Here is a 16,805-nt window from a genome sequence, read left to right as displayed (position 1 = left end):
CCACTGAGCAGGCTAGCGATGAGCGTCACGACTATCGACATTGACACCATGGAATTCCAGAGAGACCTGGACGCGCGCGGACTGAATTGTCCGCTGCCGATCCTCAAAGCCAAGAAGGCACTCGCCGAGATGGAGAGTGGGCAGGTGTTGCGCATCGTTGCGACCGACACCGGCTCGGTGCGCGACTTCCAGGCTTTCGCCAAGCAGACCGGCAACGCCCTGCTGGCCCACACCGTCGAGAACGGTGAATTCACCTTCCTGATGCAGCGCAAATAAATTGCGTATTCTCGGGTCGCAGGCTGCCCGGCCTGCGCGCCCCGAGAATCCGGCCGCACCTCCGATAAAGCTGTTGACGGCAGCGGCCCTGTGGCAGAATCGACCATTCTCGATGCCACGGGCTTCCTCATGCGTCCCTCCTTCCGTTCTGCCCACCTGCGCCGCTTCGGCACGCTCACGCTATCCCTGGCCCTGGTCGGCGCCTGCACGGTGGCGCCGCCGGCGCCGGTCGAGCGCGGGGCCAAGGCGCCGCAGCTGGACGGGTATGGCGGCGCCAGCCTCGAACCCTCCCATGCCAACGGGGCCGCGCGGCGCCTGTTCGCGCAGGGGATGGAGCAGGCCTATGCCTTCAACCGGCCCGAAGCCATCCGCGCCTTCAAGGCGGCGCTGGCGCAAGACCCGGGCTGCGCGATGTGCTCCTGGGCGGTCGCCTGGCAGCTCGGACCCAACATCAACAACCCCAAACGCGGCGACCTGGCCGAGGCGATCCGCCACGTCGACCACGCCCTCAAGCAAGCGCATGGCGTCTCGGCGCGCGACCGCGCCCTGATCGAGTCGCTGGCCCTGCGCTACGGCCATGCCAGCACGCGCGGCGCCGTGCTGCCGCCCGCGGAGATTTGCCGCGCGCCCGGCGCGAATGCGCGCAGCGAACCGGCCGACCCGCGCGACATCGCCTACGCGGCGCGCCTGCGCGAGATTCTCGCGGCCCATCCGCACGATCCCGACGTGCTGGCCCTGTATGCCGAGGCCGAACTGGTGGCGACCGACCAGGAATGGTGGGCGGAAGCCGGCGGCAAACCCTCCGGCAGGGTGGGCGAGGTGGCCGACCTGCTCGAGGCGGCGCTGGCGCGCACGCCCGAGCACGTGGGGCTGAACCATTACATGATCCACGCCGTCGACGCGGTGCAGGTGGCGGCGCGCGCGGTCCCCAGCGCGGACCGGCTGGGCCGGCTGGCGCCGAAGTCGCCGCACCTGCTGCACATGCCCTCGCACACCTATGCCCACGTCGGGCGCTATGCCGACGCCACCCGCGTCAACCAGCTGGCGGTGGCGGCCGATGAAGCCCTGATGGCCGACCTGGCGCGCCAGGGCTTTTCGGTCGCCTTCGACTGGCGCGGCCACAACACGCATTTCCATTGGTTCGGCGCCCTGATGGAAGGCCGGGCCGAATTGGCGCTCGACACCGCGCGCGCCGCCGCCGGCCGCGCCAAGGGCACCCACGCCTATGCCGAATACACACGCAGCCTGCCGCTCCTGACCCTGCTGCACCTGCAGCGCTGGGACGCCCTGCTGCGCGAGCCGGTGCCGGCCGGCGACCAGGGCCTGGCGCCGGTGCTGGCCGGTGCGGCGCGCGGCATCGCCATGGTACGCAGCGGCGACCTGGCCGGTGCGCGGGCGGCGCTGGCGCGCGTCCAGCCGCAGGCCAAGGCCCTGGTGGCGAAGCATCCGGGCAAGGACTACCTGCCGCGCATGCTGCGCAGCCTGGCCGGCAGCGCCGCCAGGGAACTGGCGGCCGAACTGGCCTTTGCCGACGGCAAGGTGGATGCGGCGCTGGCCCTGCAGCGTGAAGCCGTCGAGGCCGCGCAGGACGCCGACCGCGCCGAGCCGCCGATGCTGGCCAGCGGTCCGCGCCTGCGCCTGGGCGCCATGCAGCTGCGCGCGCGCCGCTTCGCCGAGGCCGAGCACAGCTTCCGCGCCGACCTGGCGCGCCATCCCGGCGGCGGCTGGGCCTTGCAGGGCCTGTCGCGCGCCTTGGCGGGGCAGGGCAAGGAAGCGGAACTGCGCGCGGTCGAGCGGCAACTGGCGGGAAGCTGGGCCGGCGCCGACGCCGAGGTGCGCGGCGCGCCCTAGTTTGCGCATGCGCAAATTAGGAGAAAACCTCTAGCATGGAATCGCACGATCGTGCTTTAATTTCGACCTGAAGCCGAATTTCTCATATAATCTAGGCCATTTCGTCTGTCCCCATTCCATTTTCTAAAGGCACCCTATGAAAGTCCTGGTACCCGTCAAACGCGTGGTCGACTACAACGTCAAGGTCCGCGTCAAATCCGACGGCAGCGGCGTGGATATCGCCAACGTCAAAATGTCGATGAACCCGTTCGACGAGATCGCGCTGGAAGAAGCCACGCGCCTGAAGGAAGCCGGCAAGGTCACCGAAGTGGTGGCGGTGTCGGTGGGTGTGGCCCAGTGCCAGGAAACCCTGCGTACCGGTATGGCGATCGGCGCCGACCGCGGCATCCTGGTCGAGACCAGTGTCGAGACCGAGCCGCTGGCCGTGGCCAAGATCATGAAGGCGCTGGCCGACAAGGAACAGCCGCAGCTGATTATCCTGGGCAAGCAGGCGATCGACGACGATTCGAACCAGACCGGCCAGATGCTGGCTGCGCTGCTGGGCTGGCCGCAAGCCACCTTCGCATCGAAAGTGGTGCTGGAAGACGGTAAAGTGACCGTGACCCGCGAAGTGGACGGCGGCCTGGAAACCGTGGCCCTGACCCTGCCGGCCATCATCACCACCGACCTGCGCCTGAACGAGCCGCGCTACGTGACGCTGCCGAACATCATGAAGGCCAAGAAAAAGCCGCTGGAAACCGTCAAGCCGGAAGACCTGGGCGTCGATGTGAGCCCGCGCCTGAAGACCCTGAAAGTGGTCGAGCCGGCCAAGCGTTCGGCCGGCATCAAGGTGCCGGACGTGGCGACCCTGGTGCAGAAGCTGCGCCTTGAGGCCAAAGTCATCTAAATATACTTAGGAAAAGAACATGGTCGCACTCGTTATCGCTGAACACGACAATGGCTCCCTCAAGGGCGCTACCCACCACACCGTGACCGCTGCCGCCCAGTGTGGCGGCGAGGTCCACATCCTGGTCGCCGGCTCCGGCTGCGGCGCTGCCGCCGAAGCCGCCGCGCAGATCGCCGGCGTGAGCAAAGTGCTGGTCGCCGATGCGCCGCACTTCGCCGACGGCCTGGCCGAGAACGTCGCCGAGCAGATCCTGGCGATCGCAGGCGGCTACTCGCACATCCTGGCGCCGGCAACCGCCTACGGCAAGAACATCCTGCCGCGCGTGGCCGCCAAGCTGGACGTGGCCCAGATCTCGGAAATCACCAAGGTCGAATCGCCGGACACCTTCGAGCGCCCGATCTACGCCGGTAACGCCATCGCCACCGTCCAGTCGTCGGATTCGGTGAAGGTCATCACCGTGCGCGGCACTGCCTTCGACTCCGCAGCGAGCGGCGGTTCGGCAGCCGTCGAGCAGATCGCGACTGTCGGCGACGTCGGCAAGTCGGCCTTCGTCGGCCGCGAGCTGGCCAAGTCGGATCGTCCGGAACTGACCGCCGCCAAGATCATCGTGTCGGGCGGCCGCGGCATCGGCTCGGCCGAGAACTTCAAGCTGCTCGAGCCGCTGGCCGACAAGCTGGGCGCCGCCATGGGCGCTTCGCGCGCCGCGGTGGACGCGGGCTTCGTGCCGAACGACTGGCAGGTCGGCCAGACCGGCAAGATCGTCGCCCCGACCCTGTATATCGCGGTCGGCATCTCGGGCGCGATCCAGCACCTGGCCGGCATGAAGGACTCGAAGACCATCGTCGCCATCAACAAGGACCCGGAAGCGCCGATCTTCTCGGTGGCCGACTACGGCCTGGTGGGCGACCTGTTCGACGTCGTGCCGGCGCTGGTCAAGGAACTGGGCTGATCCACTCATAGCCGATTTACCGTCGCTCCCGTGTGGCCCAGGGCCACGCCGGGGCGACGTTTTCACATCAGGAGACAAAGGTGAGCTATCAAGCCCCGCTGAAAGACATGGAGTTCGTCCTGAACGAACTGGCCAACCTGGCCGAGATCAACCAGCTGCCCGGCTGCGAGGATGCGACCGCCGACACCGTCAGCGCCGTGCTCGAAGAAAGCGCGAAGTTCTGCGGCGAAGTCGTCGCCCCGCTGAACCATGCCGGCGACAAGGAGCCGAGCTTCTGGAAAGACGGCAACGTCACTACCTCGAAGGGCTTCAAGGAAGCCTTCCGCGCCTTCGCCGAAGGCGGCTGGCAGGGCATCCAGCATCCGAGCGAATTCGGCGGCCAGGGCCTGCCGAAGCTGGTCGCGACGCCATGCATCGAGATGCTGCACGCGGCCAACCTGTCCTTCGCACTGGCCCCGCTGCTGACCGACGGCGCCATCGAAGCGCTGCTCACCGCCGGATCAAGCGAGCAGAAGAAGCTGTTCCTCGAGCCGCTCATCAGCGGCAAGTGGACCGGCACCATGAACCTGACCGAGCCGCAGGCCGGTTCCGACCTGGCCGCCGTGCGCACCCGCGCCGAGCCGCAGGGCGACGGGACCTTCAAGGTCTTCGGCACCAAGATCTTCATCACCTACGGTGAGCACGACATGGCGGAGAACATCATCCACCTCGTGCTGGCGCGCACCCCGGACGCACCGGCGGGCGTGAAGGGCATCTCGCTGTTCATCGTGCCGAAATTCCTGGTCAATGCCGACGGCTCGCTGGGCGCGCGCAACGATGCGCACTGCGTCTCGATCGAACACAAGCTGGGCATCAAGGCCTCGCCGACCGCCGTGCTGCAGTTCGGCGACCACGGCGGCGCCATCGGCACCCTGGTGGGCGAAGAGAACCGCGGCCTCGAGTACATGTTCATCATGATGAACGCGGCCCGCTTCGGCGTCGGCATGCAGGGCGTCGGCCTGGCCGAACGCGCCTACCAGCAGGCGGTCGCCTTCGCCAAGGACCGCGTGCAGTCGCGCGAAGTGGCCGGCTCGCCGGGCCCGGTGGCCATCATCAACCACCCGGACGTGCGCCGCATGCTGATGTCGATGCGTTCCCAGACCGAGGCGGCGCGCGCGCTGGCCTACGTCGGAGCCAGCCTGTCGGACATCGCGCACAGCCATGCCGACGAGGCGACCCGCAGGGCCAACCTCGCCGTCTACGAATACCTGGTCCCGGTGATCAAGGGCTGGTCGACCGAGATGAGCGAGAACGTGGCGCGCGACGGCGTGCAGGTGCATGGCGGCATGGGCTTCATCGAAGAGACCGGCGCGGCCCAGCACTACCGCGACGCCAAGATCCTGACCATCTACGAAGGCACCACCGCGATCCAGGCCAACGACCTGGTCGGCCGCAAGACCGTGCGTGACGGCGGCGCCGTGGCCAAGGGCCTGGTCGCCCAGGTCTGCGCGACCGAGGCGCAACTGGGCGAGCTGCAGGGCGAAGAGTTCGCGGCCATCCGCCGCCAGCTGGCGCTGGGTTCCGCCGCGCTGGAACAGGTGGTGGACTTCGTCGTGGCCAATGCCAAGTCGGACGTGCGCGCCGTGTTCGCGGGCAGCGTGCTGTACCTGAAGCTGGCCGGCGTCGTGCTGGGCGGCTGGCAGATGGCGCGTGCCGCGATCGCGGCCCAGAAGAAGCTGGCGGCGGGCGAGGGCGATGCCTCCTTCCTGCGCGCCAAGATCGCCACCGCGCGCTTCTTCGCCGACCACGTGCTGTCGACGGCGCCGGGCCTGTGCACCGCGATTGTCGAAGGCGCGCCGGGCGTGCTGGCGCTGGAGGTGGATCAGTTCTGACGCTTCCGCCGTCGGTGAAAAAAAGGCAGCCTTCGCAAGGCTGCCTTTTTTCATTGCGCCGCGTTGGATGTCAGCCGTACGACCCACCCGTATACAGCAGGTCGAACACCCGCGCGATCGTCCCGATCAGCACGATCGCACCCACCCCCAGGATCAGCACCAGCAGCAGCGCCAGCATCCAGTTCGAGCGCGAGCTCTTGCCGCTGCCCTTGTTGTGCTGCGCATCCCAGGCCTCGTCCGCCGTGAGGCCGATGACCAGCCCCTCCACGAAGCCCGCGATATACGACACCAGCAGCGGCAGCAGCACGTAGAAGGGATGCGGCTGCACCGCGCCCCACAGGATGCCTGTCACCGGCAGGCTGCACAGGTGCAGCAGCCCGAGGCGGTCGGCGGCGCCTTTCAGGTAGAAACGGTGGACGCCGAAGCCGCCCAGCAGCAGGGCGAGCAGGGTGGCGAGGGTCTTGTTCTTGTGCCGGACAGCCATGAGCATTGCCAATAGTTCAGGAAAAAACAGGAGTATGGTGCAAAATGACAAGGAAGGCACGCCTTAAACCCATCCAGTACCCAGACGATGTTCAAGACCCGGTCCTACCTCGCCGAAATCCAGCTCAAGCCGACAGCGCCGCTGGAACCGCCGGTGTTCCCGTTTACCCTGCCGGCGATCCGTTCCCTCGCGCGCCTGCCGCTGCATCCGAACGTCACCTTCCTGGTCGGCGAGAACGGCTCGGGCAAGTCGACCCTGCTGGAAGCCATCGCGGTCGGCATGGGCTTCAATGCCGAAGGCGGCAGCCGCAACTTCAACTTCGCCACCTTCGCCTCGCATTCGGACCTGCACGAGCACCTGCGCTTCGTGCGCGGCTACGAGCGGCCGCGCGACGGCTTCTTCCTGCGCGCGGAGAGCTTCTACAACCTCAGCAGCGAGATCGAACGCCTGGACGAGGGGCCCGGCGGCCCGCCGATCATCGACTCCTTCGGCGGCAAGTCCCTGCACCAGCAGTCGCATGGGGAATCCTTCCTGACCCTGTTCATGGAACGTTTCGGCGGCCAGAGCTTCTACATGCTGGACGAGCCCGAGGCGGCCCTGTCGCCGCAGCGCCAGCTCGCATTGTTGAGCCGCCTGCACGACCTGGTCGGCCAGCGTTGCCAGTTCGTGATCGCCACCCACTCGCCCATCCTGATGGCCTACCCGAACGCGATCATCTACGAATGCGGCGCACACGGCATCCGCGAGATCGCCTACGAAGATACGGAACACTACCGCGTCACGCGCGACTTTCTTGCGAATCCGTCAAGGATGTTGCGCGTGCTGATGGGGGAGGAGTAGCCCGACGGTGGCCTTGCAGCGAAAAATCGGAGATAATGCGCAATTCGCCGAACTGCACGTTGCGTGTCCGCCGTGTTGCTATTAACGCTTGCCCCTATCTAGGCTTGCGCGCTATAATCGTCGGCTTTCTCCGTCCAATACAACTTTTTGGAATTATTATGGTCGTTATCCGTTTGGCTCGTGGCGGCGCAAAAAAGCGCCCGTTCTACAACATCGTTGCAACCGATTCGCGTAACCGTCGCGACGGCCGTTTCATCGAGCGCATCGGTTTCTACAACCCGATGGCATCGGGCGCTGAAGTCGGCCTGCGTATCGCAGCTGACCGTCTGGCTCACTGGCAAGGCGTTGGCGCACAACTGTCGCCGACCGTTGCTCGCCTGGTCGCTAACCAGCAGCCTGCAGCCTAAGTAAGGCAGGTCGGGGCTTGACCGATTCCGCAGCATCCGGGGTGCAAGTCCCCGACGACCTGGTTCAGGTCGGCTATGTGTCCGGCGCGTTCGGGATTGTGGGCGGCCTGCGTGTCACCCCGTTCTCGGTGGACGCGGACGCGCTGCTGAGCGTCAAGACCTGGTGGCTCGACAAGCCGGCCCTGCGTTCCGTCTCGGTACGCACGGCAAAGATGCATGGCGGCGACGTGGTCGCCACCCTGGTCGGCATGCGCGACCGCAACGACGCCGAAGCGCTCAAGGGCGCAGGGGTGCACGTGTCGCGCAGCGAGTTCCCGAAGCTCGAAGAAGACGAATACTACTGGTCCGATCTGATCGGGCTGGATGTGGTCAACCTGCAGGGCGAAGCCCTGGGCAAGGTGACCGACATGATGCACAACGGCGCGCAGTCGATCCTCCGGATCGCTCCCGTCGCATCCGAGAATACTGGTGCTCCCGACGCGAAAGTGTCGGAGCGCCTCGTGCCGTTTGTCGAGCAGTTCGTCAAGAACGTCGACCTGGGCGCGAAACTGATTACCCTGGACTGGGGTCTGGATTATTGACCTGTCCAATGTGAAGCGAGGTCCCGATGCAGTTTGACGTCGTGAGCTTGTTTCCGGAGATGTTTGCAGCCTTGACGCAGTCGGGCGTGACCCGGCGCGGCATCGAACAGGGGCGCTGGGGCCTGACGATCTGGAACCCGCGCGATTTCACGCAAGACCGCCACCGCACCGTGGATGACCGCCCCTACGGCGGCGGCCCCGGGATGGTGATGCTGGCCAGGCCGCTCGAAGCCGCGATCGCCGCTGCGAAGCAGCGCCAGGTCGACCTGGGTTTGCCGGCGCCGCGCGTGGTGTTCATGTCGCCGCAGGGCAAGCCGCTGACGCATGAACGCGTGGTGGCGCTGAAGGACGAGCCGGGCCTGGTCGTGCTGTGCGGCCGCTACGAAGGCGTGGACCAGCGTTTGCTGGATCGCTGCATCGACGAGGAAATCTCGCTCGGCGACTTCGTGCTCTCGGGCGGCGAACTGCCGGCGATGGCCCTGATGGATGCGGTGGTGCGTTTGCTGCCGGGTGTGCTGGGCGACGAAGCCTCGGCGGTCGAAGACAGTTTCGTCAACGGCCTGCTCGATTCGCCGCACTATACGCGTCCGGAAGTCTATGAAGGCGAAGCGGTGCCGCCGGTCCTGATGGGCGGCAACCACGCCGAGATCATGAAGTGGCGCCGCCAGCGCATGCTGGAGGCGACCGCGAAGAAACGGCCGGACCAGCTGGAGCGTGCGCGTGCCGCCGGCCAGCTGACGAAGCTTGACGAAAAGTTTCTGGCAGAGCTGAACAAGCCTGCCGAGTAAGAATGCATCTTGTGTGCATGTAACGGCGGGCATGTTGTCCGCATGTTCAACCCCATCCTCTACTGGGCATCCTGTACAGCGCCAGCAAGATGGTTTTTGGAGTAATAAAAATGGATCTGATCCAACAACTCGAGCAAGAAGAAATTGCGCGCCTCGGCCGCAAGATCCCTGATTTCGCACCGGGCGACACCGTTGTCGTCAGCGTCAACGTCGTCGAAGGCAACCGCAAGCGCGCCCAGGCATACGAAGGCGTCGTCATCTCGCGTCGTAACCGCGGCCTGAACTCGAACTTCATCGTTCGCAAGATCTCGTCGGGCGAAGGCGTCGAGCGTACGTTCCAGCTGTACTCGCCGCTGATCGCTTCGATCGAAGTGAAGCGCCGTGGTGACGTGCGTCGTGCGAAGCTGTACTACCTGCGTGAGCGTTCGGGCAAGTCGGCACGTATCAAAGAAAAGCTGCCACAGCGTAAAGTTGCGGCCGCTGCTGCTGCTGAGTAATAGCGTCTGTGCTCTGAAAAAGGCATCCGCAAGGATGCCTTTTTCTTTATGCGCGCCAGTTTTTTCCTTTAGGAATGTGATTTGACCAAGCTCGTGTTCGATCCCACTGCAATGCCCGTCGAAGGCCTGGCCGGCGAAGCGCCGCTCGCGCCAGCGCTGCTGAGCGCCGAAGCGGTCCGTGCCCGCTTTGCGCGCACGTTGCCGTGGGAACCGGAAGCCTCGGACGAGGCGCTGGCCGCCCCCGCGCTGCGCCTGCGCCGCGCCGCCGTGCTGGTGCCGCTGGTGGAGCGTCCCGACGGCCTGACCGTGCTGCTGACCAAGCGCACCGACCACCTGTCCAGCCATGCCGGCCAGGTCAGCTTTCCCGGCGGCCGCGCCGAAGAGCTGGACTCCTCGCCGATCGAGACCGCCCTGCGCGAGACCGAAGAGGAGATCGGCCTGCACCGCCGCCACGTCGAGATCATCGGCGTGCTGCCCGAACACGTGACCATCAGCGCCTACCGCGTCACGCCGGTAGTGGCGATCGTGACGCCGCCCTTCGCATTGAATGCCGACCCGGGCGAGGTGGCCGAAATCTTCGAGGTGCCGCTGAGTTTCTTGATGTCCGGCGCCAACCACGAGCGCCGTTCGGTAGCGCTGCCGGAGGGGATGGGCAAGCGCCGCTTCTATGCGATGCCCTACCAGGATTACTTCATCTGGGGGGCGACGGCGGCCATGCTGCGCAATCTCTACCACTTCCTGCGGGCCTGAACCCGACCCGTGATTTTGTCCAGTGGACCAGATCACTCGATTTCCCGATTTGATTCCGGCCCGCTTCTCCGCTATCGTAGCGGGCAGCATGGTATTGCCAGAACAAAAAAGGATTCCTGAATGACATTTTTCTCCATCCTCGTCGCGCTGATCATCGAGCAGCTCAAGCCGCTGCGCGCCGACAACCAGGTCTACGGTGGCATCAAGGGTCTGGCGATGCGCATCGAAGGCTGGTTCAATGCGGGCGAGCAGAAGAATGGCCGCATGGGCTGGATCCTGATGATGCTGGCCCTGATGCTGCCGACCTGGCTGGTGTACTGGGTCTTCATGCGCTACAACCTGGTGCTGCTGGCCTTTGCCTGGAACGTGCTGATCGTCTACCTGACGCTCGGCTTCCGCCACTACAGCCATTACTTCAGCTCGATCCAGCTGGCCCTGAACCAGGGCGACGAAGCGGGTGCGCGCCAGTTGCTGGCCGAGTGGACCCGCCTCGATACGGTCGGGATGGACGGCACCGAGATCGCCCGCGTGGCCGTGGAAAAATCCCTGATCACCACCCACCGCAACGTATTCGGCGTATTCTTCTGGTTCCTGATGCCGCTCGGACCGGCCGGCGCGGTGATGTACCGCGTGTCGGAATACCTGGCGCGGGCCTGGAACGAACCCGATCACATGCGCAACGAGGCCTTCGGCCAGTTCGCAGCGAAAGCCTTCTACTGGATCGACTGGATCCCGGTGCGCCTGACGGCGGTGGCCTTTGCCGTGGTCGGTAATTTCGAGGACGCGATCTATGCCTGGCGTAATTTTGCACGCCGCTGGGCCGACGAGTCGAAGGGCATCATCCTGGCCGCGGGCGGCGGGGCGATGGGTGTCAAACTGGGCACGCCGAACGAGAACGCGCCCGAGCCGCTGCCCCTCGATGCCGCCACGGTCGACCTGAGCGACCGCGATACCGAGGTGCTGCCGGGCGAGGAACCGAATTTGCGTGCACTGCAGAGCACGGTCGGGCTGGTGTGGCGGGCACTGATCCTGTGGATGATCCTGCTGCTCCTGCTGTCGAGCGTGGTGTGGCTCGGCTGACCGCGAATTGTCCCAATCCGCACGGCAGGCCTCGTCCCTCAGTCTTCTATAAGATATAATACTGCGCTGAGGTTGTTCTCATCCACGCAGTATTCTTGTTTCAGCAAGCAGCACTATGGCCGAGTTACCGCACACCACGGAAAAAAAACTCAAGGACGAGTTTTTTATCCTGGGCATCACGAGCAAAGGCAGGCAGTTCCGTCCCAGCGACTGGGCCGAGCGCCTGTGCGGGGTCATGTCCTGCTTCGCTCCCGGCGCCGCCGGCCGCAACGCCCACCTGCAATTTTCTCCCTGGGTCCATCCGACCATGGTCAACGGCGTGAAGGCCGTGGTCGTCAGCCGCGAGCTGCAGCAGGTCGAGCCGCTGGCCTACCACTTTGTGCTGAACTTCGCCAAGGACAATGATTTGCAGCTTGCGGATGCCTGCTTCGTGCCGCCGCCGGATGAGAAGAAACCCGCGGCATAAGGCCTTTCGGATTCGGGAACTGGCGCTATGATGAAAGTCATAGCGCCAGTTTTCATTTGGTCCCGGAAAAGAGGAGGGACGCACCATGCACATCCGCGACATCTGCACCAGCGAAGCCGCCCACTGCACCCGTGACGAAACCGTGCAGGGCGTGGCCCTCATGATGCGCCGCCTGCACGTGGGCGACATCATCGTCGTCGACCAGTTCGACGGCGCCAGCGTTCCGGTCGGGATCCTGACCGACCGCGACATCGTGGTCTCCGTCATCGCCCCCGGCCTCGATCCGGCCAGCCTGCTGGTGGGCGACATCATGACCGACGACCTGCTCACCGCGCGCGAAACCGACGACGTCTACGAGACCATCGAGCACATGCGCCTGCGCGGCATCCGCCGCGTGCCCGTCATCGACGCCGGCGGCAGCCTGGCCGGCATCGTCAGTGCCGACGACCTGCTCGAATTCCTGGCCGAAGAGATGGGAGAATTGTCCCGTATTAGCCCATATCAACAAGCGCACGAGCGCCGGGCCCGCCAGTAGCACCCTCTCTGCTACCATCCTGCATTGTTCAAGAACATGCAGGATGGAAAGTCCTGCCAACATGACAGGACACCATGAACTGGATCAATTGCAAGCGCGGCCTGGCCGCGCCGTTGGTGGCGGGTAGCCTCAGCTTCCTTCTGGCCGGCGCCGCCTGGAGCGCGCCGGCACCGCAGAAGAGCGCGCCCCTGCCGCCGGGCGTGAGCCTGGGCCCCTCGGCCGAGGGCATCACCGAGTACCGCCTGGCCAACGGCCTCAAGGTGCTGCTGTTCCCCGATGCCTCGCGCCCGACCGTGACGGTGAACGTCACTTACCTGGTCGGCTCGCGCCACGAGAACTACGGCGAAACCGGCATGGCCCACCTGCTCGAACACCTGCTGTTCAAGGGAACGAAAAAGAATCCCGACATCACCGGCCAGTTCGCGCGGCGCGGCATGGACTTCAACGGCACCACCTCGCTCGACCGCACCAATTACTATGAAGTGTTCCAGGCGTCGCAGGACAACCTGGACTGGGCGCTGCAGATGGAAGCCGACCGCATGGTCAACTCGCCGGTGGCCCAGAAGGACCTGGCCTCCGAGATGACGGTCGTGCGCAACGAATTCGAGAGCGGCGAGAACTCGCCGGCCCAGGTGCTGTTCAAGCGCATGCAGAGCGTGGCCTACGACTGGCACAGCTACGGCCGCTCGACCATCGGCAACCGCAGCGACATCGAGAACGTCAGGATCGCCAACCTGCAGGCCTTCTACCGCACGTATTACCAGCCGGACAATGCGGTGCTGCTGGTGGCCGGCAAGTTCGAGCCGAATGCGACCCTGGCGACCATCAAGCGCCTGTTCGGCGCCATCCCGAAACCGCAGCGCTCCCTGCCGCAGTTCTGGACCGTCGAACCGACCCAGGACGGCGAACGCAGCTTCGCCGTGCGGCGCCAGGGCGACGTCCAGATCGTCGCGGTCGGCTACAAGATCCCGTCCGACCTGCAGGAAGAGTCCGAAGCCCTCGGCTTCGCTTCCGAGATCCTGGGCGATGCCCCGAACGGCCGCCTGCACAAGCTGCTGGTCGAGACCGGCAAGGCGAGCCAGGTCTTCAGCTTCGGCCAGACCGGCTACGCGCCCGGCCTGCAGTTCTACGGCGCCGTGGTCAAGAAGGGCGAGCCGATCGAGCCGGTGCGCGAAGTCCTGCTCGATGCCGTGGAAGGTTTCGCCAAGCGTCCGCCCACTGCGGAAGAGATGGAGCGGGTGCGCCGCTCCTGGCTCAATTCGATCGAACGCAGCCTGAACGACGCGCAGGGCTTCGGCGTGGCGCTGTCCGAGGCGATCGCGCTGGGCGACTGGCGCCTGTACTTCCTCGGCCGCGAACGCATCAAGGAGCTCAAGGGCGAGGAGGTGGCAGCCAGCGCGGGCCGCTACTTCTTGCGCAGCAACCGCGTGACCGGCACCTTCATCCCCGAGGAGGCGCCGGTGCGCGCCACGATCCCGGCGGCCCCAAACGTCGAGACCGTCATGAAGGACTACAAGCCGGCCGCATCCAGCCTGGTGTCGGAGGACTTCGACCCGAGCCAGGCCAACATCATGAAGCGCACCACGCTCACCACGGCGGGCGGGGTGAAGCTGGCCCTGCTGCCGAAGAAGAACCGCGGCGAGACCGTGACCGTCCACCTGCGCCAGCACATGGGCGACGAGAAGAACCTGTTCGGCAAGGGCATGGTATCGGCGCTGTCTTCCGCCATGCTGACGCGCGGCACCGCGAAGTACAGCCGCGCCGAACTGGCCGACGCCTTCGACAAGCTGAAGATGGCGGGCGGTCCGACCAGCTTCCAGACCACGCGCGAACACCTGCCCGAGGCGCTCAGGCTGGCGGCCCACGTGCTGAAGGTGCCGGCCTTCCCGGCGAGCGAGTTCGAGCAGCTGCGCAAGCAGATCATGGTCGGCCTGGAATCCAGCCGCGCCGAACCGCAGAGCGTGGCGGCGCGCGCGCTCTCTACCCACTTCAACCTGTATCCGCGCGGCGACGTGCGCCATGCGACCACCCTCGAGGAAGACATCGAGGACCTCAAGGCCGTGCGCCTGGAAGACGTCGCCGCCTTCCACCGCGAGTTCTACAACACCAACCCGGCCGAGATGGCAATTGTCGGCGACTTCGATCCGAAGGAAATCCTGCCCCTGGTCGACGGCCTGTTCGGCAAGTGGAAGGCGCCGGCCAATGTGGCGCCGGTGCTGCGCCGCCATGCCGAGGTGGCGCCGCTCAGCAAGACCCTGGATACGCCGGACAAGGAAAACGGCTTCTACCTGGCGCGCATGAACCTCGACCTGAACCTCGAGGACCCGGATTATCCGGCCCTGATGCTGGCCAACTACGCCTTCGGCGAGGGCGGCCTGAAGTCGCGCCTGATGGACCGCATCCGCCAGAAGGAGGGCCTGTCCTATGGCGGCGGTTCGGACCTGTCGGCGGGAGATCTCGACCGCGCCGGCAGCTTCTCGATCAGCGCCATCGCCGCCCCGCAGAACCTGCGCAAGCTGGATGCCGCCGTGCGCGACGAACTGGCGCGCGCGCTGAAGGGCGGCTTCACGGCGGCAGAACTGGCCGACGCCAAGTCGGGCCTGATGCAGCAGCGCCTGCAGAACCGCACCAACGACGGCGTGCTGGCCTCGGGCTGGACCGCCTTCCTGTACCGCGGCCGCACCTACGAATGGTCGGCCGAGCTGGAGCGCAAGCTGATGGCGGTCACGCTGCCGCAGCTGAATGCGGCTTTCCGCAAGGCGATCGACCCTGCGAAACTGTCGGTGGTGATGGCGGGCGACCAGAACAAGGCCGCCGGCTCGCCCTAGAAGCAACAGACTAGGTCCCGTTTGTGACAAGGCACCCAATGCTGCGTTAAAATGTTGCCCTTGAGAAGCATTATTTGCGGAATATCAGGAGCATCATGAAAGGGATATTAAAAGCGCACGTGCCGAACGAACTGCCGTTCGCCGGCAAGGTGGCGCTCGTGACCGGCGCGTCCAGCGGAATCGGGCGCGCCACGGCATTGGCCTTCGGCCGCGCCGGCGCCCAGGTGGTGGTGGCCGACACGGCGGTCGACGGCGGCCACGCGACCGCCGCCATGATCGTGGAATCGGGCGGCAAGGCGCTGTTCGTGCGCTGCGACATCAGCAAGGCGGTCGAGGTCGAGGCCATGGTCGAGAAGGCCATCAATTACTACGGCCGTCTCGACATCGCCATCAACAACGCCGCCATCGATGAAGAGTGCGCGACGCTGGCCGAGGGCAACGAAGAGCAGTTCGACCGCATCATGGGTGCCAACGTCAAGGGCGTGTGGCTGTGCATGAAATACCAGCTGCGCCGCATGCTCGTCCAGGGCGGCGGCGCCATCGTCAACGTGTCCTCGGTGTCGGGCCTGGTGGGCGCGCCGAACCGCGCGATCTACGCGGCCAGCAAGCATGCCGTGGTCGGCCTGACCAAGAGCGCGGCCGCCGAATACGCGCGCGAAGGCATCCGCATCAATGCCCTGTGCCCGGCGGCGGTGAAGACCCCGATGCTGGCGCGTTTCGTCGAGCGCGATCCGGCCAGCGAGAAGAAGCTCAAGGCCTCGCACCCGATGGGCCGTTTCGCGGAGACGGTCGAGATCGCGAATGCGGCGCTGTGGCTGGCGTCGGAGCAGGCTTCCTACGTCAATGGGCATGAACTGGTGGTGGATGGCGGGTTTACGGTTGTTTGATCAGCCGGCATTCAGCTCCGCCACGAAGTCATACATGTCGCCCCTGAAGTAAGAGCGGCAGAACTCCACCGCCCGTCCATCGCGGGTAAACCCCAGCCTTTCCACGCACAGTCCCGCCTCGCCTTCGCGGGTCTGCAGCAGGCGCGCCTGCTCGGCATTGAGCAGCAGCGCCGACAGCCGCTGCAGCGCCCGCACCGGGCGGTTGCCGGTGGCCTGCAGGGCCTCGTACATCGAATCGTCCACCGCATCCAGCGCGGGCAGGGCGAAGGCGGCGATGGTCGCGTATTCGAGGCACATCGGCAGCTCGTCGGCGTAGCGGATGCGGTTGAAGCGGTACACCGGCGTGCCCGGCGAGAGCCGCAGGCGCAGCGCTTCCTCGGGCGTCACCAGGCCTTCCGAGCGCTTGAGCCACTCGTTGCGCGGCACCCGTCCGCGCGCCCGCATGTCTTCGGAAAACGAGCTGAGCTTGGCGAAGTTCTTTTCGATGCGGGTGTTGATGAAGTTGCCCGCGCCCGCGCGCCGCACCAGCAGGCCTTCCTCGACCAGCGCGTCGATCGCCTTTCTCACCGTGATGCGCGAGATGCCGAGTTCCTGCGCCAGCTGGCGCTCGGCCGGCAGGGCGGAGGCCGAGCCCCAGGCGCCTTCGTCGATGGCGCGGCGCAGCGCCTGCTGCAGCTGCTGGTACAGGGGAAGCTTGCCGCCGCCCGCGGCCGATTGCATCAATTCTGCGAGTACGTTCATCCCCGCATTCTATCTTTACTTCGGGCGCGGACTCTTCAGGTCATGGCCGACGACCGCGACACGCCCGGCGCGGATCTCCGCACCTCCA

18 protein-coding genes are annotated in these 16,805 nt (G+C 65.8%); 16 read left to right on the top strand and 2 right to left on the bottom strand.

What is annotated here, in order from left to right; genetic code table 11:
* The first annotated feature begins 48 nt into the window (after positions 1-48).
* The 5 genes from AC56LK_RS17965 to AC56LK_RS17945 all read left to right on the top strand — a co-directional run bounded on the left by AC56LK_RS17965 (position 49) and on the right by AC56LK_RS17945 (position 5,833).
* On the top strand, positions 49-276 hold the full coding sequence (locus AC56LK_RS17965; RefSeq protein ID WP_497185894.1) for a sulfurtransferase TusA family protein: 228 nt from the start codon (positions 49-51) through the stop codon (positions 274-276).
* A 90-nt stretch (positions 277-366) separates the two neighbouring features.
* On the top strand, positions 367-2,127 hold the full coding sequence (locus AC56LK_RS17960; protein ID WP_497185846.1) for a hypothetical protein: 1,761 nt from the start codon (positions 367-369) through the stop codon (positions 2,125-2,127).
* A gap of 136 nt (positions 2,128-2,263) precedes the next feature.
* Positions 2,264-3,013: an electron transfer flavoprotein subunit beta/FixA family protein gene (locus AC56LK_RS17955; RefSeq protein WP_497185845.1), complete on the top strand. Its 750-nt coding sequence runs from the start codon at positions 2,264-2,266 to the stop codon at positions 3,011-3,013.
* Positions 3,014-3,032: 19 nt separating this feature from the next.
* Entirely contained in the window at positions 3,033-3,962 is a 930-nt protein-coding gene (locus AC56LK_RS17950) for an electron transfer flavoprotein subunit alpha/FixB family protein (protein ID WP_497185844.1), read from the top strand.
* A gap of 80 nt (positions 3,963-4,042) precedes the next feature.
* Positions 4,043-5,833 (top strand): acyl-CoA dehydrogenase, encoded by a 1,791-nt coding sequence (locus tag AC56LK_RS17945; protein ID WP_497185843.1) that lies wholly within the window; start codon positions 4,043-4,045, stop codon positions 5,831-5,833.
* Positions 5,834-5,903: 70 nt separating this feature from the next.
* Here AC56LK_RS17945 and AC56LK_RS17940 read toward each other — a convergent pair whose 3' ends face one another.
* Positions 5,904-6,317 carry an NINE protein gene (locus AC56LK_RS17940; protein WP_497185842.1) on the bottom strand — a complete coding sequence of 138 codons (414 nt, stop codon included), beginning with the start codon at positions 6,315-6,317 and terminating at the stop codon, positions 5,904-5,906.
* An 87-nt stretch (positions 6,318-6,404) separates the two neighbouring features.
* On the opposite strand from AC56LK_RS17940, the gene AC56LK_RS17935 reads away from it, so the two are divergent.
* From AC56LK_RS17935 to AC56LK_RS17885, 11 genes are all read left to right on the top strand, one after another.
* Entirely contained in the window at positions 6,405-7,157 is a 753-nt protein-coding gene (locus AC56LK_RS17935; protein WP_497185841.1) for an AAA family ATPase, read from the top strand.
* A 158-nt stretch (positions 7,158-7,315) separates the two neighbouring features.
* On the top strand, positions 7,316-7,564 hold the full coding sequence (gene rpsP / locus AC56LK_RS17930) for a 30S ribosomal protein S16 (protein ID WP_036216003.1): 249 nt from the start codon (positions 7,316-7,318) through the stop codon (positions 7,562-7,564).
* Between the two features lie 41 nt (positions 7,565-7,605).
* The gene (gene rimM, locus AC56LK_RS17925) at positions 7,606-8,145 is read left to right on the top strand and encodes a ribosome maturation factor RimM (protein ID WP_497185893.1); all 540 of its coding nucleotides are present in this window, start codon (positions 7,606-7,608) and stop codon (positions 8,143-8,145) included.
* A 26-nt stretch (positions 8,146-8,171) separates the two neighbouring features.
* Positions 8,172-8,933 (top strand): tRNA (guanosine(37)-N1)-methyltransferase TrmD, encoded by a 762-nt coding sequence (gene trmD / locus AC56LK_RS17920; protein ID WP_497185840.1) that lies wholly within the window; start codon positions 8,172-8,174, stop codon positions 8,931-8,933.
* 110 nt (positions 8,934-9,043) lie between these two features.
* The gene (gene rplS, locus AC56LK_RS17915; RefSeq protein WP_497185839.1) at positions 9,044-9,430 is read left to right on the top strand and encodes a 50S ribosomal protein L19; all 387 of its coding nucleotides are present in this window, start codon (positions 9,044-9,046) and stop codon (positions 9,428-9,430) included.
* 81 nt (positions 9,431-9,511) lie between these two features.
* Positions 9,512-10,180 (top strand): CoA pyrophosphatase, encoded by a 669-nt coding sequence (locus AC56LK_RS17910; RefSeq protein WP_497185838.1) that lies wholly within the window; start codon positions 9,512-9,514, stop codon positions 10,178-10,180.
* A 120-nt stretch (positions 10,181-10,300) separates the two neighbouring features.
* Positions 10,301-11,260: a CobD/CbiB family protein gene (locus tag AC56LK_RS17905; RefSeq protein ID WP_497185837.1), complete on the top strand. Its 960-nt coding sequence runs from the start codon at positions 10,301-10,303 to the stop codon at positions 11,258-11,260.
* A gap of 115 nt (positions 11,261-11,375) precedes the next feature.
* Positions 11,376-11,726 carry a DUF3579 domain-containing protein gene (locus tag AC56LK_RS17900; protein ID WP_497185836.1) on the top strand — a complete coding sequence of 117 codons (351 nt, stop codon included), beginning with the start codon at positions 11,376-11,378 and terminating at the stop codon, positions 11,724-11,726.
* Between the two features lie 85 nt (positions 11,727-11,811).
* Entirely contained in the window at positions 11,812-12,261 is a 450-nt protein-coding gene (locus tag AC56LK_RS17895; RefSeq protein WP_497185835.1) for a CBS domain-containing protein, read from the top strand.
* A 74-nt stretch (positions 12,262-12,335) separates the two neighbouring features.
* Positions 12,336-15,089 carry a M16 family metallopeptidase gene (locus tag AC56LK_RS17890; RefSeq protein WP_497185834.1) on the top strand — a complete coding sequence of 918 codons (2,754 nt, stop codon included), beginning with the start codon at positions 12,336-12,338 and terminating at the stop codon, positions 15,087-15,089.
* A gap of 95 nt (positions 15,090-15,184) precedes the next feature.
* Positions 15,185-15,976, top strand: a complete 792-nt coding sequence (locus tag AC56LK_RS17885; protein WP_497185833.1) for an SDR family oxidoreductase — start codon at positions 15,185-15,187, stop codon at positions 15,974-15,976.
* On the opposite strand, the gene AC56LK_RS17880 is transcribed toward AC56LK_RS17885, so the two are convergent.
* Entirely contained in the window at positions 15,977-16,717 is a 741-nt protein-coding gene (locus AC56LK_RS17880; protein ID WP_497185832.1) for a GntR family transcriptional regulator, read from the bottom strand.
* Positions 16,718-16,805 lie beyond the last annotated feature (88 nt).

The sequence above is a fragment of the Telluria sp. ZB4P36 genome, from assembly GCF_059685865.1.
Note: the sequence above shows the minus strand (reverse complement) of the source record. Positions and strands in the feature narration are given on the sequence as shown.

Bases quoted from the DNA above. Each gene is read 5' to 3' on its own strand.
- AC56LK_RS17955 (WP_497185845.1), top strand. From the start codon at position 2,264: ATGAAAGTCCTGGTACCCGTCAAACGCGTGGTCGACTACAACGTCAAG.
- AC56LK_RS17965 (WP_497185894.1), top strand. From the start codon at position 49: ATGGAATTCCAGAGAGACCTGGACGCGCGCGGACTGAATTGTCCGCTG.
- AC56LK_RS17950 (WP_497185844.1), top strand. From the start codon at position 3,033: ATGGTCGCACTCGTTATCGCTGAACACGACAATGGCTCCCTCAAGGGC.
- AC56LK_RS17895 (WP_497185835.1), top strand. From the start codon at position 11,812: ATGCACATCCGCGACATCTGCACCAGCGAAGCCGCCCACTGCACCCGT.
- AC56LK_RS17900 (WP_497185836.1), top strand. From the start codon at position 11,376: ATGGCCGAGTTACCGCACACCACGGAAAAAAAACTCAAGGACGAGTTT.
- AC56LK_RS17880 (WP_497185832.1), bottom strand. From the start codon at position 16,717: ATGAACGTACTCGCAGAATTGATGCAATCGGCCGCGGGCGGCGGCAAG.
- AC56LK_RS17890 (WP_497185834.1), top strand. From the start codon at position 12,336: ATGAACTGGATCAATTGCAAGCGCGGCCTGGCCGCGCCGTTGGTGGCG.
- trmD (WP_497185840.1), top strand. From the start codon at position 8,172: ATGCAGTTTGACGTCGTGAGCTTGTTTCCGGAGATGTTTGCAGCCTTG.
- AC56LK_RS17885 (WP_497185833.1), top strand. From the start codon at position 15,185: ATGAAAGGGATATTAAAAGCGCACGTGCCGAACGAACTGCCGTTCGCC.
- AC56LK_RS17905 (WP_497185837.1), top strand. From the start codon at position 10,301: ATGACATTTTTCTCCATCCTCGTCGCGCTGATCATCGAGCAGCTCAAG.
- rplS (WP_497185839.1), top strand. From the start codon at position 9,044: ATGGATCTGATCCAACAACTCGAGCAAGAAGAAATTGCGCGCCTCGGC.
- AC56LK_RS17940 (WP_497185842.1), bottom strand. From the start codon at position 6,317: ATGGCTGTCCGGCACAAGAACAAGACCCTCGCCACCCTGCTCGCCCTG.
- rpsP (WP_036216003.1), top strand. From the start codon at position 7,316: ATGGTCGTTATCCGTTTGGCTCGTGGCGGCGCAAAAAAGCGCCCGTTC.
- AC56LK_RS17935 (WP_497185841.1), top strand. From the start codon at position 6,405: ATGTTCAAGACCCGGTCCTACCTCGCCGAAATCCAGCTCAAGCCGACA.